This is a genomic window from Streptomyces sp. NPDC041784 (assembly GCF_055591025.1).
Genome location: NZ_JBVJAB010000004.1, coordinates 312,352 through 330,684, shown reverse-complemented (window position 1 = coordinate 330,684; position 18,333 = coordinate 312,352). Strand labels below are relative to the sequence as shown.

The window sequence follows — 18,333 nt, the reverse complement described above, 5'->3', positions numbered from 1 at the left end:
GGGCGCCCCGCGGAGGCCGTAACCCCCGGGGCCACGTAACATGGGGTGAGGCCGTGGCATGTCAAGCCCGGCAGGGCCCGCGTCACACGGACGTACGCACAGGCCTTCCTCACACCCCGGGAGTACGCCGCACTATGGCCACGCGCCACGACATCCGCAATGTCGCCATCGTCGCCCACGTCGACCACGGCAAGACGACCCTGGTCGACGCCATGCTCAAGCAGGCCGGCGCCTTCGCCGCGCACGCCGCCGAGTCGCTCGACGACCGCATGATGGACTCGAACGACCTGGAGCGTGAGAAGGGCATCACGATCCTGGCCAAGAACACGGCCGTGAAGTACCACCCGAAGGATGGCGGCGACGTCATCACCATCAACATCATCGACACCCCCGGTCACGCCGACTTCGGTGGCGAGGTCGAGCGCGGTCTGTCGATGGTGGACGCGGTCGTCCTGCTCGTCGACGCCTCCGAGGGCCCGCTGCCGCAGACCCGCTTCGTGCTGCGCAAGGCGCTGCAGGCCCGCCTGCCCGTCATCCTGTGCATCAACAAGACGGACCGGCCCGACTCCCGTATCGACGAGGTCGTGAACGAGGCGTACGACCTCTTCCTCGACCTCGACGCCGACGAGGACCAGATCGAGTTCCCCATCGTCTACGCGTGTGCGCGTGACGGTGTCGCCTCGCTGACCAAGCCGGAGAACGGCACGGTCCCGCAGGACAGCGACAGCCTGGAGCCGTTCTTCTCCACGATCCTGTCGCACGTCCCGGCCCCGGAGTACGAGGAGACGGCCCCGCTCCAGGCGCACGTCACCAACCTGGACGCCGACAACTTCCTCGGCCGTATCGCGCTGCTGCGCGTCGAGCAGGGCGAGCTGCGCAAGGGCCAGACCGTCACGTGGATCAAGCGTGACGGCACGATGTCCAACGTGCGCATCACCGAGCTGATGATGACCGAGGCGCTGACCCGCAAGCCCGCCGAGAAGGCCGGCCCCGGTGACATCTGCGCCGTCGCCGGTATCGCGGACATCATGATCGGCGAGACCCTCGCCGACACCGAGAACCCGATCGCGCTGCCGCTGATCACGGTCGACGAGCCGGCGATCTCGATGACCATCGGCACCAACACCTCCCCGCTGGTCGGCCGCGGCGGCACCGGCAAGGGCGCCGACGCCAAGGCGGCCGTCAAGGACCGCAAGGTCACCGCGCGCCAGGTCAAGGACCGTCTGGACCGTGAGCTGATCGGTAACGTCAGCCTCCGCGTCCTGGACACCGAGCGCCCGGACGCCTGGGAGGTGCAGGGCCGCGGTGAGCTGGCGCTGGCCATCCTGGTCGAGCAGATGCGCCGCGAGGGCTTCGAGCTGACCATCGGCAAGCCCCAGGTCGTCACCAAGGACGTCGACGGCAAGGTCTACGAGCCGGTCGAGCGCATGACGATCGACGTGCCCGAGGAGCACATGGGCGCCGTCACCCAGCTCATGGGTGTCCGCAAGGGCCGGATGGACAACATGTCCAACCACGGCTCGGGCTGGGTCCGTATGGAGTTCGTCGTTCCCTCCCGCGGTCTCATCGGCTTCCGTACCGAGTTCCTGACCGGCACGCGCGGCACGGGTATCGCGCACTCCATCCACGAGGGCCACGAGCCGTGGTTCGGCACGCTGACGACCCGTAACAACGGCTCGCTGGTCGCCGACCGCTCGGGTGCCGTCACCGCGTTCGCGATGACGAACCTCCAGGAGCGCGGTGTGCTGTTCACCGACCCCGGCACCGAGGTGTACGAGGGCATGATCGTCGGCGAGAACTCGCGCTCCGACGACATGGACGTGAACATCACCAAGGAGAAGAAGCTCACGAACATGCGGTCGTCCTCGGCCGACTCGTTCGAGGCGATCGTGCCGCCGCGCAAGCTCTCGCTCGAGCAGTCGCTGGAGTTCTGCCGTGACGACGAGTGCGTCGAGGTGACCCCGGAGGCGGTTCGCATCCGCAAGGTCGTGCTCGACCAGCGCGATCGCGCCCGCACCGCGAGCCGCGCCAAGCACGGCTGATCCACCGGCAGTTCGCACCTCGAAGCCCGGGTGCCCCCATCGTGGGGGCACCCGGGCTTTTCGCAACCCATTTTTCTGCGCCACCCGTCCGCAATGCGGAGACGGTCGACCGATACGTATGTAACAAGTCCGTTTCGCGCCCTTCTCCTGACAGAGTGTTTGTCCGGATTTTGGAAGATCTAAGCGGGAGCTGTGACTGAATTGAGATTTAAAGACGGTGGTCGGCACCCGGCCCATGCCAGATAGTTAGCCGCGAAGCGCTCGGGTCAATGGGTCTCGCGCTGTGGGGACAGTGCCGACTCACGAGCACCAGGGGGTGTCTGGCCCTCCGTCAGGGGTGTCGGAGGACAGACGAGCGCCCCCTCCTGTTGGTGAACCTGTGAGTCACGAGGAGGAGTCCCATGCCGTCCCTGCATCCGACAGCCGGCCCGTCCGTCCCAGTTCACGGCGTCTGTCACTGAGTTCGACTCCGGCCGCCGTGCGCGGCCGTTCGACTACGCGCGTCCGGCTGCGGGTTCACGCCCGTCTCCGGCCGTGATCCGACGTCCCGTCATGCGACCGATCGGCGATCGCGCACCTCCCGCGCAGGTCGCCGTACGGCACACCCATACCTGTGAAATGGGCGAACTGTGACAAGTCCTACCGACATCGAGGGCGGCGGCACCCCGGTCCTCGTCGACGGCGACAAGGAGCCGGCGACGCCGTCCGAGGCCAGGGTGCCCGTGGGCCGGTCACCCGGCCAGCTGATGTGGCTCCGCTTCAAGCGCGACCGCGCGGGCGTGATCTCGGCCTACGTCGTGGTGATCTTCTTCCTGATCGGACTGCTCGCCCCGCTGATCTCCAAGCTCTACGGCAAGAACCCGTACACCGTGTACGCGGACGAGCGGCCGGAGCTGTTCGACAGCGCGGGCGTGCCGGTGCAGCCCAACGGCGGCATCAGCGGCGAGTTCTGGTTCGGCCTCGAACCCGGCAATGGCTACGACGTCTTCACCAAGCTGCTGTACGGCATCCGCAACTCCCTGGGCATCTCGCTGGCGGTCACCGTCGCCACCGTGCTCACCGGCATCGTCCTCGGGGTCGCGGCCGGCTACCTCGGCGGCCGGACGGACTTCCTGATCAGCCGGGTCATCGACTTCCTGCTCGCCATCCCGGCCCAGCTGTTCTTCATCGCCAGCATGCCGGTCGTGGTCTCCCTGTTCGTCAGCCCGCGGGACGAGACGCCGGTCTACGTCCGGGTCGTCGCGCTGATCGCCGTGCAGTGGTTCCTCGGCTGGATGAGCCTCGGCCGCATCCTGCGCGGCACCAGTCTCGCCCTGCGGGAACGGGAGTTCATCGAGGCCGCGAAGGTGAGCGGGGCACCGCCGGGGCGCATCATCCGCAAGGAGATCCTGCCCAACGTGGTCACCCCGATCCTGGTGCAGGCCACCTACATGCTGCCGAACTTCGTGACCGCCGAGGCCGGTCTGTCCTTCCTCGGCGTGGGACTGGTCGAACCGACGCCGGACTGGGGCCAGATGTTCTCCAAGGCGGCGACCGAACTCGTGATGCAGAACGACATCACCTACATGTTCTTCCCCGGCGTCTCGATGATCATCTTCATCGTGGCGTTCAACCTGCTCGGGGACTCGGTCAGGGACGCCTTCGACCCCAAGACGGCGCGCTGACCCGCACATCACGCACTGCTGAACTCACAGAGATGGGTGGGAAACGAGTGATGGCTAAGGGTGGACGCCGCGCGTACGCCGCGCTCTCCCTCTTCGCGGCGGGAGCGCTCGTGCTCTCCGGATGCAGCGAGGGCGGCAGCAAGGAAGACAGCAACAAGGACGACAAGGAGAACGCCCAACGGCAGCAGTCGTCGATCGACTTCGGTGACGCGAAGGCCTCGACCGGCCCGGCCGCCGAGGTCCCCGGGGCCAAGCCGGGCGGCATGATCACGGTGCCCCAGCGCGACAGCTTCGCGCACCTCGACCCCGCGCAGATCTACGTCTCGGACGAGATGGCCCTGTCGCAGCTCATCCACAGAGGTCTGACCGGCTACAAGGCGACCAGCGACGACGGCAAGAAGCACGAGGTCGTCGGCGATCTGGCCACCGACAGCGGTACCACCACCGACGGCGGCAAGACCTGGACGTACACGCTGAAGGACGGGATCAAGTGGGCCGACGGCTCCGCGATCACCGCCACCGACGTGCGTCACACCTTCGAGCGGCTGTTCGCGCCGTTCGTCTCCAATGGCCCGACCTTCATCCAGCAGTGGCTCGCCGACACACCGGGCGCCGAGTACCGCGACCTGCTGAAGGACGGCCCGTACAACGGCAAGCACCTGCCGGACACCGTCCTGGAGACCCCGGACGCGAAAACGGTCGTCTTCAAGTTCAAGACGGCCAAGCCGGACCTGCCGTACGCGCTGGCCATGGCCGGCTACTCGATCGTCTCGCAGCAGAAGGACACCAAGGAGAAGTACGACAAGTCCCCGATGACGGCGGGCCCGTACAAGATCCAGGAGTTCAAGTCCGGCAAGTCGATGGTCCTGGTGAAGAACACCAACTGGGACCCGAACACCGACGCGATCCGGCACCAGTACGTCGACCGTTTCACCTTCGCCTTCAACAAGCAGTTCGAGGACTCCACCAAGGCGATCCTCGACGACTCCGGCGTCAACGCGACCTCGGTCAGCTTCTCCAACGAGGTGGACGCGGGCAACCTCTCCAAGGTCCTCGCCGACGCCTCGATGAAGTCCCGCACCATCTCCGGCTACCAGCCGTACGTGGGCCAGATGGACATCAACATGTCCCACCCGGAGATGCAGGACAAGACGGTCCGTGAGGCCATCGCCTACGCCCTGCCGATCACCCCGTTCGTGCGCGCCTTCGGCGGCGCCGCGGCCCGCGAGGTCGCCGGCGGTCTGATCAGCCCGACCGTCTCCGGCTACAACCCGGACTTCGACCCCTTCGGCAAGAAGAAGAAGCCCGCCGGTGACCCGGTCAAGGCCAAGGAACTGCTGGAGAAGGCCGGCAAGGTGGGCCTGAAGCTGACCTTCGGCTACATCAACACCCCCGAGGGCCAGCAGTACTCCACCGCCATGGCGGCGGGCCTGGAGAAGGCCGGCTTCGACGTCCAGCGCCAGGAGATCCCGGCCGAGACGTACTACGACCAGATCGGCAAGGTCGAGAACAACTTCGACATCTACCACGCCGCGTGGGGCGCGGACTGGCCGAGCGCCTCGACCGTCATCCCGCCGGTGTACGACGGCCGCCAGATCCAGGACGGTGCCTCGAACTACTCGCACATCAACGACGAGAAGGTCAACGCGGACATCGACAAGGCGGCCACCATCACCGACCCGGTGAAGGCCGCCGAGGCCTGGAACGCGATCAACGAGTACATCGTGAAGGAGGTCGTCTCCAACATCCCGACGGCCTACTACAAGCAGACGCAGATCGCCGGTTCCGGCATCGGCGGCCTCGTGTACGACGACGTCATCGGCGGCGTCGACCCGCGCAGGCTGTTCGTGAAGTAGCCCCTTCCCGAGCGCGGTTCCCGGTGCGCCCCGTCCCGCCCGTGCGGCGGGGCGCACCGGAGGACCGCACGGCCTTCGAGTCCGAAAGCTGCCCTTGAGATGCTGCGCTTCCTCCTCCGCCGGACCCTCGGCTCGGTCGTGATCCTGGTCCTGCTGACCGTCGTCGCCTTCCTGCTCTTCTTCGGCATGCCCCGGGACCCGGCGCTGCTGATGTGCGGCAAGACGTGCACGCCCGACGCGCTGGAGAACATCCATCGCACGCTCGGCATCGACAAGTCGATCCCCGAGCAGTTCTGGATCTTCCTCAAAGGGCTCGTCCTGGGCCGCGACGACTTCACCCAGGGACCCTGCCCCGCCCCCTGCTTCGGCTACTCGTACCACACCAACGAGCAGGTCTGGTCGACCCTGATGGACCGGCTGCCGCTCACCGTCTCGCTCGCGCTCGGCGCCACCGTCGTCTTCCTGTTCGTCGGGCTCGGCACCGGCATGCTGGCCGCCTGGCGGCGCGGGACGCTCGTCGACAAGTCGTTCACGGCGGGCTCCATGGTGCTCAGCTCGATGCAGATCTACTTCCTGGGCCCGCTCGCCCTCGCCGTGCTGGTCTACCAGACCCATGTCTTCGACGAGCCCCGCTACACCGAGCTGACCGAGGACCCGGTCGCCTGGTTCAGCGGGCTGGTGATCCCCTGGGTCGTGCTCTCCACGATCTTCGCGGCGCAGTACACCCGTATGGCGCGCTCCTCGATGATCGAACAGCTTCAGGAGGAGCACATCCGCACCGCCCGCGCCAAGGGCATGAGCCGGCGGTACGTCTTCTTCCGGTACGCCTGGCGCGGTTCGCTCATCCCGATCGTCACCATCCTCGGCATCGACCTCAGCTCGATGCTCGGCGGCGCGATCATCACCGAGTACACCTTCGGACTGCCCGGCCTCGGGCATCTCGCGGTGGAGTCGGTGCAGTTCAGCGATCTGCCGCTGCTGCTGGGCGTGATGCTCTTCGCGGCCGCCGTGATCCTGCTGTGCAACATCGTCGTCGACGCCGCCTACGCCTTCATCGACCCGCGCGTACGGCTGTCCTGAGCCGCTGTGAGGAGCACTGTCGTGACCACTGTGACCAAGGAGGCCGGGGCGCCCGTACCGGCCGGCGCGGGCGCGTTCCTCTCGGTGCGGGACCTGCACGTCAGCTTCCGCACGGAGGACGGTGTCGTCGGGGCCGTCGACGGGCTCTCCTTCGACCTCGAACGCGGCAGGACCCTCGGCATCGTCGGTGAGTCGGGCTCCGGGAAGTCCGTCACCAACCTGACCATCCTGGGCCTGCACAACCCGATGTTCACCACCGTCGAGGGGGAGATCCTGCTGGAGGGGCAGGAGCTGACCACGGCCCGGGAGTCGGAGCTGGAGCGGATCCGCGGCAACAAGGTCGCGATGATCTTCCAGGACCCGCTGACCGCGCTCTCCCCGTACTACACGGTGGGCCGGCAGATCGCCGAGCCGTACATGAAGCACCGGGGCGCGTCCAGGCGGGTGGCCTGGGAGCGGGCGGTGGAGATGCTCGGCAAGGTCGGCATCCCGCACCCCAAGGAGCGGGCGAAGGACTATCCGCACCAGTTCTCCGGGGGGATGCGCCAGCGCGCGATGATCGCGATGGCGCTGGTCTGCGATCCCGACCTGCTGATCGCCGACGAGCCGACCACCGCGCTCGACGTGACCGTGCAGGCGCAGATCCTCGATCTCCTCAAGGACCTTCAGCAGGACACCGGTTCGGCGATCATCTTCATCACCCACGACCTGGGCGTGATCGCCGACATGGCCGACGACATCATGGTGATGTACGCGGGCGGCGCGATCGAACGCGGCACGGTGGACGAGGTGCTGCGCTCGCCCCAGCACCCGTACACCTGGGGCCTGTTGAACTCCATGCCCCGGCTGGACTCGGACCTGGCCACCCCGCTGGCCCCGATCCCCGGCGCCCCGCCGTCCCTGCTGAATCCGCCCTCCGGCTGCCGCTTCCATCCCCGCTGCACCTTCCAGGACCGCGTCGGCGGCGGCCGCTGTGTCAACGAACGCCCCCTGCTGGCCCCGGACCGCTCCTCCGCCTGCCATCTGACGGCGGACCAGAAGCGGACCATCTTCGTCGATGAGATCAAGCCCCGGTTGGGGTAGGAGGAGCACCGTGACGAAAGAGGAGCTTGTTCTTCCCGCTCCCCGGGCCGCCGCCGCGGCCGGTGACGGCGAGCCGCTGCTGATCGTGGAGGGGCTCGTCAAGCACTTTCCGGTCAAGGGCGGCTTTCCGGTCCGGCGGACGGTCGGTCAGGTGCAGGCGGTGGACGGGATCGACCTGACCGTGGGGGTCGGGGAGAGTTTCGGGCTGGTGGGGGAGTCGGGCTGCGGCAAGTCGACGACCGGCCGGCTGATCACCCGGCTGCTGGAGCCGACGAGCGGGAGGATCTCCTACCGGGGGCGGGACATCAGCCATGCCTCGCGGAGGCAGCTGGCGCCGATCCGGTCCGAGATCCAGATGATCTTCCAGGACCCCTACTCCTCCCTCAACCCCCGGCAGACGGTCGGCAAGATCATCTCGGGGCCGATGGAGATCAACGGCGTCGAGCCCGAGGGCGGCCGGGAGAAGCGGGTGCGGGAGCTGCTGGAGATCGTGGGTCTGAACCCCGAGCACTACAACCGCTTCCCGCACGAGTTCTCCGGCGGTCAGCGCCAGCGCATCGGTGTCGCCCGCGCCCTGGCCCTGGAACCCAAGCTGATCGTGGCCGACGAGCCGGTCTCCGCGCTGGACGTGTCCATCCAGGCGCAGGTGGTCAACCTGCTCCAGCAGGTGCAGCGGGAACTGGACATCGCGTTCCTGTTCATCGCCCACGACCTGGCCGTCGTACGGCACTTCTCGCAGCGCGTGGCGGTGATGTACCTCGGCAAGATCATCGAGGTGGGCGACCGGAACTCCATCTACACCCGGCCTCGGCACCCGTACACCCACGCCCTGCTCTCCGCCGTCCCGGAGGTGGCCGTCTCGCAGGACGCGGCGCCGCACCGGGAGCGGATCCGGCTGGCCGGGGACGTGCCGTCGCCCATCTCCCCGCCGTCCGGCTGCCGCTTCCGCACGCGGTGCTGGAAGGCGCGGGACACATGCGCGACCGAGGAACCGCCGCTGGTCCGCCTCTCCGGCAACCACGAGGGGCACCTGACGGCCTGCCACTTCCCGGAGGAGCCCACGATCGCGGCGCGGGACGAGGACATCGTGCTGGATCCGGCACTGGCGGCGCTGGAGGACGGAGGCGAGGGGTAGGGGGCTGGCGGGAGGGGGCTCTAGGGGTAGGGCCCCGCTCGGGGGTGTCGGAGACGGCTGGTTTCAGCCAGCCGGTGCCGCCACCGTGATGATCTCCGGGCTCGTCCCGGCCAGCGGCCCCCGTTCCCAGTCGCCGTACTGCTCCACCACCCGCAGACCCGCCTCCGCGAGGAAGGACGGCAGGGCGGCGGGGGAGGGGAAGCGGAGGGTCGTGCGGCTGGTGCGGGGGCGGGGCCAGGCGGGGCAGTCGTAGGTCTCGGTGAAGGTCACGCGGTCGCCGGCGGGGCCGGTGCCCTTGATCTCGTGCCACACCCGTACGGTCCGGCCCTCGGCGTCGGTGACCTCGTGGACCCGGTCCGGGGTCCAGGTCTCCCAGGCGTGGGCGGCCGGGTTGCGGGTCTCGAAGACGAAGCGGCCGTCCGCGCCGAGCGCCGACCGTACGGCCCGCAGCGCGGTGCGCAGTTCCTCGTCGCCGAGCAGCGCCTGGAAGGTGTGGCCCGTCATCACGGCCAGGTCGAAGTCGCCCTGCCAGCCGTGAAAGCGCAGGTCGCCCAGCAGCCACTCCACGCCGGGGGCGCGGCGGCGGGCCTGGACCAGCATCGCGGCCGCCGGGTCGAGGCCCGTGAGCCGCCCGGGGTGGCCCTCCTCGGCGGCCCGCGCGAGCAGCCGGCCCGTGCCGCAGCCGATGTCGAGAACCGAACCCGCGGACCTCACCAGGTCCAGGTAGAAGTCGTCGTCGGGCCCCCACGGATTGATGCTGTCGTACAGCGCGGCGAGTGCGAGATCCGCGAACGAATGATCGACCACCGCGGCAGTGTGTCACAGGACCCTGTGGCGCAGGACAAGATCCACAACATCGTGATTCTCCCTCGACAACCCCGCGTTCGGACGGTCATGCTCCTGCGCGATGACAAGAACAGACGACATGCCCGCAGCATGGGACGAACGCTCCCAGCTCACCACGTTCCTCGACTACGCCCGCGACACCGCCCGCGTCAAGTGCGAGGGCCTCTCGGACGAGGACGCCCACCGGGCGGTCCTGCCGGCCTCGCCGCTGATGACCCCGAGCGGCCTGGTCAACCACCTGCGCTGGGTGGAGTACTACTGGTTCCGGGTCGTCTTCCTCGGCGAGGAGGACGAGGGGCCCTGGACCGACGAGGACCCCGACCGCGAGATGCGGATCGCCCTCGACCTCCCGATCGCCCAGGTGCTGGACGAGTACGCCGACGGCGCCGCGCGGCACCGGGAACTGGTCGCCGCGCACGACCTCGACACCAGGGCCAAGGGTGAGATGCGGGACGGCCGCCGTGTCGACCTGCGCTGGATCCTGCTGCACCTCATCGAGGAGACGGCCCGGCACAACGGCCATCTCGACCTCCTGCGCGAGCTGATCGACGGGAAGACCGGGGTCTAGGGCGGCCGGTCGGGGGCGGGTCCGGGGCCGGTCCGGGGCCGGGCCGGGCCGTCCCGGAGGGGGCCTGAAAGGTCGGTGAAAGACCGGCGAAAGGCCGCTCCGCGATGCTGGTGTCATGGGGCGGGCGACCGACGGGGGACACGCGGCGCCCGCCCCACAAACGCGAGGTGCGGGAGGGCACGGGGCACTGAATTTGCGGTATTGGCCATAGCTTCCGGGTGGGGCTGGCCGAGTTTCCGGTACTTTCCGTAGGCGACACGGCTGAGTTGGCCGAAACACGCCGTCGTGCGGCCCTCCGGTTCCCGTTCGAAAAGGCAGACGTTGCCCGGTGGTCGACGCTGCATTACGTTCTGTGAATGCTCACCCCCCGGCCCCGGTTCCGCCTGCTCGGACCCCTGGACGTGGAGATCGACGGCCGCGCCGTCGTGCTCACCGGGCGTCAGCGCGCGCTGTGCGCGGTGCTGTTGCTCCACGCCAACCACGTCGTCTCCGTCGACAAGCTGATCCGGTGCCTGTGGGACGACCGCCCGCCCGGCGCCGGCGCGGCCCGCGTCCGGGCCCTCGTCGCCGAGGTGCGGCGCGCCCTCGGCCCGTCGGGCCAGGACCTGCTGACCACCCGTCGGCCCGGCTATGTGATGCACGCCGGACCCGACGACCTCGACCTGCTCGCCTTCGAGGACCTCATCCGGGACGGCTCACGCGCCGCTGCCGAGGGCGACTGGCCGACCGCCCGGCGCTCGGGCGAACAGGCCCTCGCGCTGTGGCGGGGCGAACCGCTCTCCGACCTGTCCGAGGCGGCCGTACGCGAGGCCGAACTGCGGCGCCTCGGCGAACTGCACCTCGCCGCCCGCGAGGGCGTCGCCGAGGCCGGCATCGAGACCGGCCGGCACCGCGAGGCCATCGCCGAACTCCTCCGGCTGACCGCCGCCCACCCGCTGCGCGAACGCCCGCACGCCCTCCTCATGCGCGCCCTGCACCACGACGGCCGCAGCGCCGAGGCCCTGGAGCTGTACACCGCGCTGCGCCGCCGGATGGTCGACGAACTGGGCATGGAGCCCTCGGACGAGATCCGGGCCCTGCACCAGCGCCTGCTCAGAGGCGGCGACCCACCGCCGCGGCCCAGACCCCCCGCCGCCCCCGTCCGTCAGGTACCGCGCCAACTCCCGCCCACGCCGCGCCGTTTCGTCGGCCGCAGCGGCGAACTGGCCCGCCTCGACTCCTGTCTGAGCACCGGCGAACCCCTCGCCCTGATCGTCGGACCGGCCGGTGTCGGCAAGAGCGCCCTCGCCCTGCACTGGGCCCACCGGGTCGCCGACCGCTTCCCCGACGGCCAGCTCTTCCTCGACATGCGCGGTTTCGACAACGCCGAGCCGATGACCCCCCAGGAGGCCCTGCCCCTCCTCCTCCAGGGTCTGGGCTGCGCCCCGCGCGACATCCCGCTGGGCGCCGAGGCCCAGACCGCGCTGTACCGGACCCTGCTGGCCGATCGTCGGATGCTCGTCGTCCTCGACGACGTGGCCGACCCCGCGCACGTACGACGGCTGCTGCCCGCCTCCGAGGGCTCGCTGACCCTGGTGACCAGCCGCGACAAGCTCAGCGGCCTCGTCACCCTGGACGGCGCCTACCGGGTCTCCTGCGACGTCCTCGACCAGGCCACCGCGCTGGAGCTGATCAGCGGCGCGGTCGGCGCGGACGCCGTCGCCGCCGACCCCGAGGCCGCCGCCCGGCTCGTCGAACTCTGCGACCACCTGCCGCTCGCCCTGTGCGTCGCCGGCTCCTGGATCGGCGACCGCCCCGGCAGCATCCGCGCCTACGTCCGCGACCTCGCCGACCGCGGCCGGCTGGCACGGCTGCACGTCGAGGGCGAGGAGTCCGTCGCCGTACGCGCCGCGCTCGACCTGTCGTACGCGGCGCTGCCGGAGAACGCCCGGCTCGCCTTCCGCACCCTCGGGGTGCTGCCCGGCACCGGGCGCTCGACAGCCGCCGCGGCCGCCGCCGCCGGGCTCGGCGAGCCGGAGACCGCCGACCTGCTGCGGCTGGCCCAGCGCGTCCACCTGCTGCGCGACGTCGAGCGGGGCCGCCCGGCCTGGCACGACCTCGTCCACGAGTACGCCCGCGACCGCACCGCCGCAGAGGACACCCCCGAGGCGCGCACGGCGGCCGTCACCCGCGTCCTCGACCACTACCTCCAGAGCGTCGTCAACGCGGCGGCCACCGCGGGCCTGTACGTCATGCGCGGCCGCCCGGACCCCGTCGACGGCTCCCGGCCCCGGCAGTTCGGCACCGCCGAGGAGGCGTACGCCTGGTTCGACGTCGAGTGGGACGACATCGCCGCCGCGATCGGCCACGCCGCCGAACACGGCCCCGCCCCCTTCGTGTGGTGGCTGGTCGACGCCCTCCAGGACCTCTTCCACCACCGCCGCCCGCTCTCCGACTGGATGCGCCTGGCCACCCTGGCCCGCGAGGTCGCCGAACGCGGCGGCGACCGGAAGGGCCAGTCCGCGATGCGGATGTCCGTCGGCCACGCCCGCTGGCGCAACGGCGACCTGCGCGGCGCCCTCGTCGAGTACGAGGCCGCCGAGGACTTGGCCCGCCGGGCCGGCTGGCAGTACGGCGAGGCCGCCAGCCTCCAGGGCAAGGGCGTCACCCTCAAACTCCTCGGCGAACCCCTGCGCGCCCTGCCCTGCTACGACCGCGCGCTGGCGCTCTACCGCACCCTGGGCAACGTCAAGAACGAGGAGATCATGCTGATCAACACGGCGTCCCTGAACCTCGCCCTGGGCCGCCTCGACGCGGCCGAGCGGGCGGCGGACGGGGCGCTCTCGCTGATCGGCGACGTGGCCCACCACAACCGCGCGATGGCGCTGGTGAACCTCGCCCTGGTCCGGCAGAAGCAGGCCCGCTTCGCGGAGGCGTCGGCGGCGCTGCGCACCTGCTTCCTCGTCTCCCGCGACTCCGGCTCCACCTACGCCGAGGCGGTCGCCCTGGAGACCCTGGGCCGGGTCCTCGCCGACGCCGGCGAGGACGACCGCGCCCTCCTCGCCTACGAGGACGCCCTCGCCGTCTCCCGGCGGGTGGAGAACCGCAACTGCCAGGTCGACAGCCTCGCCGGGATCGCCGCGCTGAAGCTGCGCGCGGGCCGTACCGACGAGGCCGCCGCCCATCTCGACACCGCCTTCGAGATCGCCGAACGCACCGGCCACCGCGCGGGCCTGGTCGAGGTCCTCTTGGAACGCGCCGCCCTGGCCCGCGCCCATGGCCGGCCCGCCGAGGCCCTCGACCACCTGGAGCGCGCGGAGCGCCTCGCTGCGGACGGCACCCCCGTGGTCGTCCCTCGCGTGCATCTCGCGCTCTCCATGACCCTGCTGGCGGCCGGTGACCCCGGGCGGGCCCGGTCCGCGGCGACCCGGGCGGCGGCCCTGGCCCGCACCTCCGGGCAGCGGCTGATCCACGCCCGGGCCGTGCGCGCCTTCGCCGAGGCCCATGAGGCACTCGACGAAGCCGCGGCGGCCCAGGCGGCCCGGGAGGAGGCCACGGCCCTCTTCGCGACGCTCGGCGCTCCGCCGCTCGGCCCGCCGCGCCGCCGTCATCGCGACGGCGACCTCCCCCAGGACGCCGAGTCCCGCCTCACCCGGTACCTGACGGAACACTTCGACGGCTGACCGACCCGCTCAGACACTCGCCGCGAAGGCGGCACGTCCCCCCAGGCGCGGATCGCCGGTCAGGATCCGCTCCTGGAGCGCCCGCAGCTCCGCTCCCGGCTCGCAGCCCAGCAGGTCGGTCATCCGCAGCCGCAGCAACTGGAAGCAGTCCAGCGCGTCCGCCGGGCGCCCGCACCGGTACAGGGCGAGCATCAGCAGCCCGGCGACCTTCTCGTCGAACGGATGCATCTCGGCCAGCCAGTGCAGCTGCGGCAGGCAATCCTCGTGCCGGCCCGCGCGCAGCGACAGCTCCGTGCTGCCGACCAGCGCCTCCCGGTGCTCACGGCGCAGCGCCACCCGCGCCGACTCCGCCCACGCCGTGCGCACGTCCGACAGCGGCTCGCCCCGCCACAGCTCCAGGGCCCGCCCGTACAGCCCGAGCGCGGTGTCCGTCTCCCCCGAACGCGCGGCCAGCTGGGCCTGGCGCACCAGCGCGCGGAACCGCCCGGTGTCCACGCTCTGCTCCTCGACCACCAGCACGTACCCCCCGCGCCTGCGGGCCAGTTTCACCGCGGGCCCGAGCGCCTTGCGCAGCCGGGTGGCCTGGATGTAGAGCGCGTCCCGCGGATGCTGCGGCCGCCGCTCCGGCCACACCCGCTCGATCAGCGTCTCGTCCGCCACGAACGCCCCCGGCGTCCACGCCAGCGCCGCCAGCAACACCCTGGTGCCGTGCGGCAACGGCACCTTGTCCCCGGAACGCGTCCGAGCCTCGACACACCCGAGCAGTTGGATCTCCATGCCGTACCCCCGTACCTCGAACCACTCGAGTCACCACTGTGGGGGGTGGGTGTTCGGGTGGCGCATGGATGCTGCACGGAGAGCCGCACGGGGAACCGTACGGAGAACCGCGCGGGAACGGGCGAAGGCCCGCGCCGGGTGAGCGCGGGCCTTCTTTCCCCTGGACCGGACGTTCATGGGCTCGGGTCAATGGGCCGAGAATGTCCGCTCCGAAAGGAGACGGCTGACGGTGAAACGGGGTGTGTCAGGCCGCCGCCTCGGGGTCCTTGGAGAGACGCGGGGCCGGCACGGTGGCCTTGGCGTCCGTCGCCTCCGGGTAGTGGCACGCCGTCAGATGGCCGGGCTTGTTGCCCTCGACCTGGACCAGCGGCGGCGCCTCGGTCGCGCACTTCTCCGTCGCCTTCCAGCACCGCGTGCGGAACCGGCAGCCGGACGGCGGGTTGATGGGGGAGGGCACGTCGCCGGCCAGCCGGATGCGCTCGCGGGCCGGGGTGTTCTCGTCCTCCACCGTGGCCTCGGGCACGGCGGAGAGCAGCGCCCGGGTGTACGGGTGGCGCGGGTTGCCGTACAGGTCGTCGCGGTCGGCGATCTCCACGATCTTGCCGAGGTACATGACCGCCACGCGCTGCGAGAAGTGCCGTACGACGGCCAGGTCGTGGGCGATGAAGACGAACGCGATGCCGAGGTCGCGCTGGACCTGCTGGAGCAGGTTGACCACCTGCGCCTGGATGGACACGTCGAGCGCGGAGACCGGCTCGTCGGCCACGATCAGCTTGGGCTCGAGGGCCAGGGCGCGGGCGACACCGATGCGCTGGCGCTGACCGCCGGAGAACTCGTGCGGGAAGCGGTTGTAGTGCTCGGGGTTCAGACCCACGATCTCCAGCAGCTCGCGCACGCGCTTCTCGTGGCCGCCCGCCGGGTTGATGCCGTTGATCTCCATCGGGCCGGAGATGATCTTTCCGACCGTCTGACGCGGGTTCAGCGAGGCGTACGGGTCCTGGAAGATCATCTGGATCTCGGACCGCACCGGCGCCAGCTGCTTGCGGCCGGCGTGGGTGATGTCCTTGCCCTGGTACTTGATCGTGCCGCCGGTCGGCTCCAGCAGCCGGGTGATCAGCCGGCCGGTCGTCGACTTGCCGCAGCCGGACTCGCCGACCAGACCGAGGGCCTCGCCCTCGTTGACCTGGAAGTCCAGCCCGTCGACCGCCTGCACGGCACCGACCGTACGCCGGATCGGGAAACCGCCCTTGATCGGGAAGTGCTTGGTGAGCCCGGAGACGTCCAGGAGGGGAGTGGTGCTGCTCATGGTGGTGAAATCCCGTCTCTTGTACGTCAGTTCGCCGCGCTGCCGGCGAGGTCGGAGAAGTACTCACCGCGCTGGTCGGCGGTCAGGTGGCAGGCGGAGCCGCGTCCGTTCACGATCTCCAGGAGCGGCTGCTCCTTGGCGCACAGGCCCCCCTCGACCTTCTCGGCGAAGGTGCACCGCGGGTGGAAGCGGCAGCCCGACGGCGGGTTCAGCAGCGAGGGCGGCGAGCCCGGGATCGGGTTGAGCGGCACGTCCACCGGGTGGTCCAGGCTCGGCATCGAGCTGAGCAGGCCCAGCGTGTAGGGGTGCTGCGGGGTCTTGAGCACCTCCCGCTTCGTGCCGCGCTCCACACACCGGCCGCCGTACATCACCAGCACGTCGTCGGCGATGTCGGCGATCACCCCCAGGTCGTGGGTGATGAAGATGATCGCGGTGCCGAACTCCTTCTGGAGGTCCTTCAGCAGGTCCATGATCTGCGCCTGCACGGTCACGTCGAGCGCGGTGGTCGGCTCGTCGGCGATCAGCAGCTCCGGGTCGCAGACCAGCGCCATCGCGATCATCGCACGCTGGCGCATACCGCCGGAGAACTGGTGCGGGTAGTCGTCCACCCGGGTCTCCGGCTGCGGGATCCCGACCCGGGTCAGCATCTCGATCGCGCGCTCCCGGGCCGCCTTCTTGGAGCAGCCGGTGTGCTTGCGGTACGTCTCGCCGATCTGCTTGCCGATGGTGTGGTACGGCGACAGCGAGGCCAGCGCGTCCTGGAAGATCATCGACATCTTGTTGCCGCGGAGCTTCTCCAGGGTCCGCTCGGCCGCCCCGTTCAGCTCCTCGCCGTCGAGGACGATCGAGCCCTCGACCTTGGTGCTGTCCGGGTTGTGCAGACCCAGGATGGTCAGGTTGGTGACCGACTTGCCGGACCCCGACTCACCCACGATGCCCAGCGTCCTGCCGCGTACGAGGTCGAAGGAGAGGCCGTCGACGGCCTTGACGGTGCCGTCCTCGGTCGAGAAGTGCACCTTCAGGTCCTTGACGGACAGGAAGGGCTGCTGATCGGTGCTCGTCACGGGGACGCTCCAGAGGGGGGTGACGCAGGGGTAGCTGGCGGGGGCGGGTGGGGTCAGGCGAGCCGGATACGCGGGTCGATCAGCGCGTAGCAGGCGTCCACGACGATGTTGGCGATCACCACGAAGGAGGCGGTGATGACCATGATGCCGAGCAGGATCGGAAGGTCGCTGGTGAAGACGGACTTCACGGCCAGCAGACCGACGCCCTGGACGCTGAAGGTCTTCTCCGTGATCATGGCGCCGCCCAGCAGGACACCCATGTCGATGCCGAAGATGGTGACGATCGGCCCCATCGCGCCGCGCCAGGCGAAACGGAAGAACACGGTGCGGCTGGACAGACCCTTGGCCTTGGCGGTGCGGACGTAGTCCTCGCTGAGCGTCTCGACCATCTGGGAGCGCGTCATACGGGTGTAGTTCGCGGTGAAGATCAGCGCGAGCACCAGCCAGGGCAGCAGCAGCCCGCTGAACCATGCCGCCGGGTTGTCGGTGAAGGGGGTGTACGAGGGCTGGTCGAGGATGTGCAGCTGGTACACGAAGACATAGAGGGCCAGCGTGCCGACGAAGTAGATCTGCATCGACGAGGCGACCAGGGAGGAGCTGCTGGCGATCTTGTCGATGAGCTTGCCCTGCTTGACCGCGGCCAGCATGCCCGTGCCGACACCGAAGACGAGGAACACCACGGAGGCGCCGAGCGCGAGGGAGATCGTGGCCGGGAACCGGTCCAGGATGGTGGCCAGGACGGGCTCACGGTTGACGAACGAGTAGCCCAGGCACGGGGCGTCGCACTGCCCGAAGGAGGCGAAGTCCCGGCCGGCGAAGATGCCCACCAGCCAGTGCCAGTACTGCACCGGCAGGGAGTCCGTGATCCCCATGTTGTGCCGGATGACCTCGAGCGTCTCCGGGGTGCACAGCTTGCCGCAGGCCAGCCGTGCCGGGTCGCGCGGCACCGCGTAGAAGAGCATGAACGTGACCGCGCTGATGATCAGCAGCGTGATCGCGGCGCCGAGCAGTCGGCGGGCTAGAAAGCGAAGCATGGGGAGTGGCTTTCCTCGGAGGGCCGTCGTGTGGTTCGGGCCGGGCCGGGGTGACCGGCGGCCGCGGTGGACGAGCCGAGGGTGGGGGGGGCCCGGGGGGCGCCCCCCCCCCCCGGTGTGGGGCAGGACTTTACATACCGCCTTTCGAGCCCGCCGCCGTCGCAATTCGGGTTCCTCTTCCCGTTTCCCAGGTTTGAGGCCTGTCTTTAGATTCTC

13 protein-coding genes are annotated in these 18,333 nt (G+C 70.0%); 8 read left to right on the top strand and 5 right to left on the bottom strand.

Features of this window, described 5'->3' with window-relative positions; translation table 11 throughout:
• Positions 1 to 134: 134 nt before the first annotated feature.
• The 6 genes from typA to ACZ6D7_RS10885 all read left to right on the top strand — a co-directional run bounded on the left by typA (position 135) and on the right by ACZ6D7_RS10885 (position 8,860).
• Positions 135 to 2,042 (top strand): translational GTPase TypA, encoded by a 1,908-nt coding sequence (gene typA / locus ACZ6D7_RS10910; RefSeq protein ID WP_469486988.1) that lies wholly within the window; start codon positions 135 to 137, stop codon positions 2,040 to 2,042.
• A gap of 629 nt (positions 2,043 to 2,671) precedes the next feature.
• Entirely contained in the window at positions 2,672 to 3,706 is a 1,035-nt protein-coding gene (locus ACZ6D7_RS10905; protein ID WP_469486985.1) for an ABC transporter permease, read from the top strand.
• 50 nt (positions 3,707 to 3,756) lie between these two features.
• Entirely contained in the window at positions 3,757 to 5,562 is a 1,806-nt protein-coding gene (locus ACZ6D7_RS10900; RefSeq protein ID WP_469486983.1) for an ABC transporter substrate-binding protein, read from the top strand.
• Positions 5,563 to 5,661: 99 nt separating this feature from the next.
• On the top strand, positions 5,662 to 6,642 hold the full coding sequence (locus tag ACZ6D7_RS10895; protein ID WP_469486981.1) for an ABC transporter permease: 981 nt from the start codon (positions 5,662 to 5,664) through the stop codon (positions 6,640 to 6,642).
• 21 nt (positions 6,643 to 6,663) lie between these two features.
• On the top strand, positions 6,664 to 7,725 hold the full coding sequence (locus ACZ6D7_RS10890; protein ID WP_469486978.1) for an ABC transporter ATP-binding protein: 1,062 nt from the start codon (positions 6,664 to 6,666) through the stop codon (positions 7,723 to 7,725).
• Positions 7,726 to 7,735: 10 nt separating this feature from the next.
• Positions 7,736 to 8,860, top strand: a complete 1,125-nt coding sequence (locus ACZ6D7_RS10885; protein ID WP_469486976.1) for an ABC transporter ATP-binding protein — start codon at positions 7,736 to 7,738, stop codon at positions 8,858 to 8,860.
• Positions 8,861 to 8,923: 63 nt separating this feature from the next.
• On the opposite strand, the gene ACZ6D7_RS10880 is transcribed toward ACZ6D7_RS10885, so the two are convergent.
• Positions 8,924 to 9,667 carry a class I SAM-dependent methyltransferase gene (locus ACZ6D7_RS10880; protein WP_469486972.1) on the bottom strand — a complete coding sequence of 248 codons (744 nt, stop codon included), beginning with the start codon at positions 9,665 to 9,667 and terminating at the stop codon, positions 8,924 to 8,926.
• A 100-nt stretch (positions 9,668 to 9,767) separates the two neighbouring features.
• On the opposite strand from ACZ6D7_RS10880, the gene ACZ6D7_RS10875 reads away from it, so the two are divergent.
• Both ACZ6D7_RS10875 and ACZ6D7_RS10870 read left to right on the top strand, forming a co-directional pair.
• Positions 9,768 to 10,274: a DinB family protein gene (locus ACZ6D7_RS10875; protein ID WP_469486969.1), complete on the top strand. Its 507-nt coding sequence runs from the start codon at positions 9,768 to 9,770 to the stop codon at positions 10,272 to 10,274.
• Positions 10,275 to 10,630: 356 nt separating this feature from the next.
• Entirely contained in the window at positions 10,631 to 13,936 is a 3,306-nt protein-coding gene (locus ACZ6D7_RS10870; protein ID WP_469486965.1) for an AfsR/SARP family transcriptional regulator, read from the top strand.
• Positions 13,937 to 13,945: 9 nt separating this feature from the next.
• Here the strand turns inward: ACZ6D7_RS10870 and ACZ6D7_RS10865 are convergent, their stop codons facing one another.
• The 4 genes from ACZ6D7_RS10865 to ACZ6D7_RS10850 form a co-directional block, all read right to left on the bottom strand.
• Positions 13,946 to 14,713 carry an AfsR/SARP family transcriptional regulator gene (locus ACZ6D7_RS10865; protein ID WP_469486962.1) on the bottom strand — a complete coding sequence of 256 codons (768 nt, stop codon included), beginning with the start codon at positions 14,711 to 14,713 and terminating at the stop codon, positions 13,946 to 13,948.
• A gap of 244 nt (positions 14,714 to 14,957) precedes the next feature.
• Complete coding sequence (locus ACZ6D7_RS10860; RefSeq protein ID WP_469486959.1) at positions 14,958 to 16,019, bottom strand: ABC transporter ATP-binding protein; 1,062 nt, start codon at positions 16,017 to 16,019, stop codon at positions 14,958 to 14,960.
• 26 nt (positions 16,020 to 16,045) lie between these two features.
• Positions 16,046 to 17,083 carry an ABC transporter ATP-binding protein gene (locus tag ACZ6D7_RS10855; RefSeq protein ID WP_469486956.1) on the bottom strand — a complete coding sequence of 346 codons (1,038 nt, stop codon included), beginning with the start codon at positions 17,081 to 17,083 and terminating at the stop codon, positions 16,046 to 16,048.
• 53 nt (positions 17,084 to 17,136) lie between these two features.
• Positions 17,137 to 18,117, bottom strand: coding sequence for an ABC transporter permease (locus ACZ6D7_RS10850; RefSeq protein ID WP_469486950.1), 981 nt, complete (start codon positions 18,115 to 18,117; stop codon positions 17,137 to 17,139).
• Between the last annotated feature and the right edge of the window lie 216 nt (positions 18,118 to 18,333).

Excerpts from the sequence above, each read along its gene's own strand:
- ACZ6D7_RS10900 (WP_469486983.1), top strand. The coding sequence starts at position 3,757 with ATGGCTAAGGGTGGACGCCGCGCGTACGCCGCGCTCTCCCTCTTCGCG.
- ACZ6D7_RS10860 (WP_469486959.1), bottom strand. The coding sequence starts at position 16,019 with ATGAGCAGCACCACTCCCCTCCTGGACGTCTCCGGGCTCACCAAGCAC.
- typA (WP_469486988.1), top strand. The coding sequence starts at position 135 with ATGGCCACGCGCCACGACATCCGCAATGTCGCCATCGTCGCCCACGTC.
- ACZ6D7_RS10875 (WP_469486969.1), top strand. The coding sequence starts at position 9,768 with ATGACAAGAACAGACGACATGCCCGCAGCATGGGACGAACGCTCCCAG.
- ACZ6D7_RS10865 (WP_469486962.1), bottom strand. The coding sequence starts at position 14,713 with ATGGAGATCCAACTGCTCGGGTGTGTCGAGGCTCGGACGCGTTCCGGG.
- ACZ6D7_RS10895 (WP_469486981.1), top strand. The coding sequence starts at position 5,662 with ATGCTGCGCTTCCTCCTCCGCCGGACCCTCGGCTCGGTCGTGATCCTG.
- ACZ6D7_RS10850 (WP_469486950.1), bottom strand. The coding sequence starts at position 18,117 with ATGCTTCGCTTTCTAGCCCGCCGACTGCTCGGCGCCGCGATCACGCTG.
- ACZ6D7_RS10870 (WP_469486965.1), top strand. The coding sequence starts at position 10,631 with ATGCTCACCCCCCGGCCCCGGTTCCGCCTGCTCGGACCCCTGGACGTG.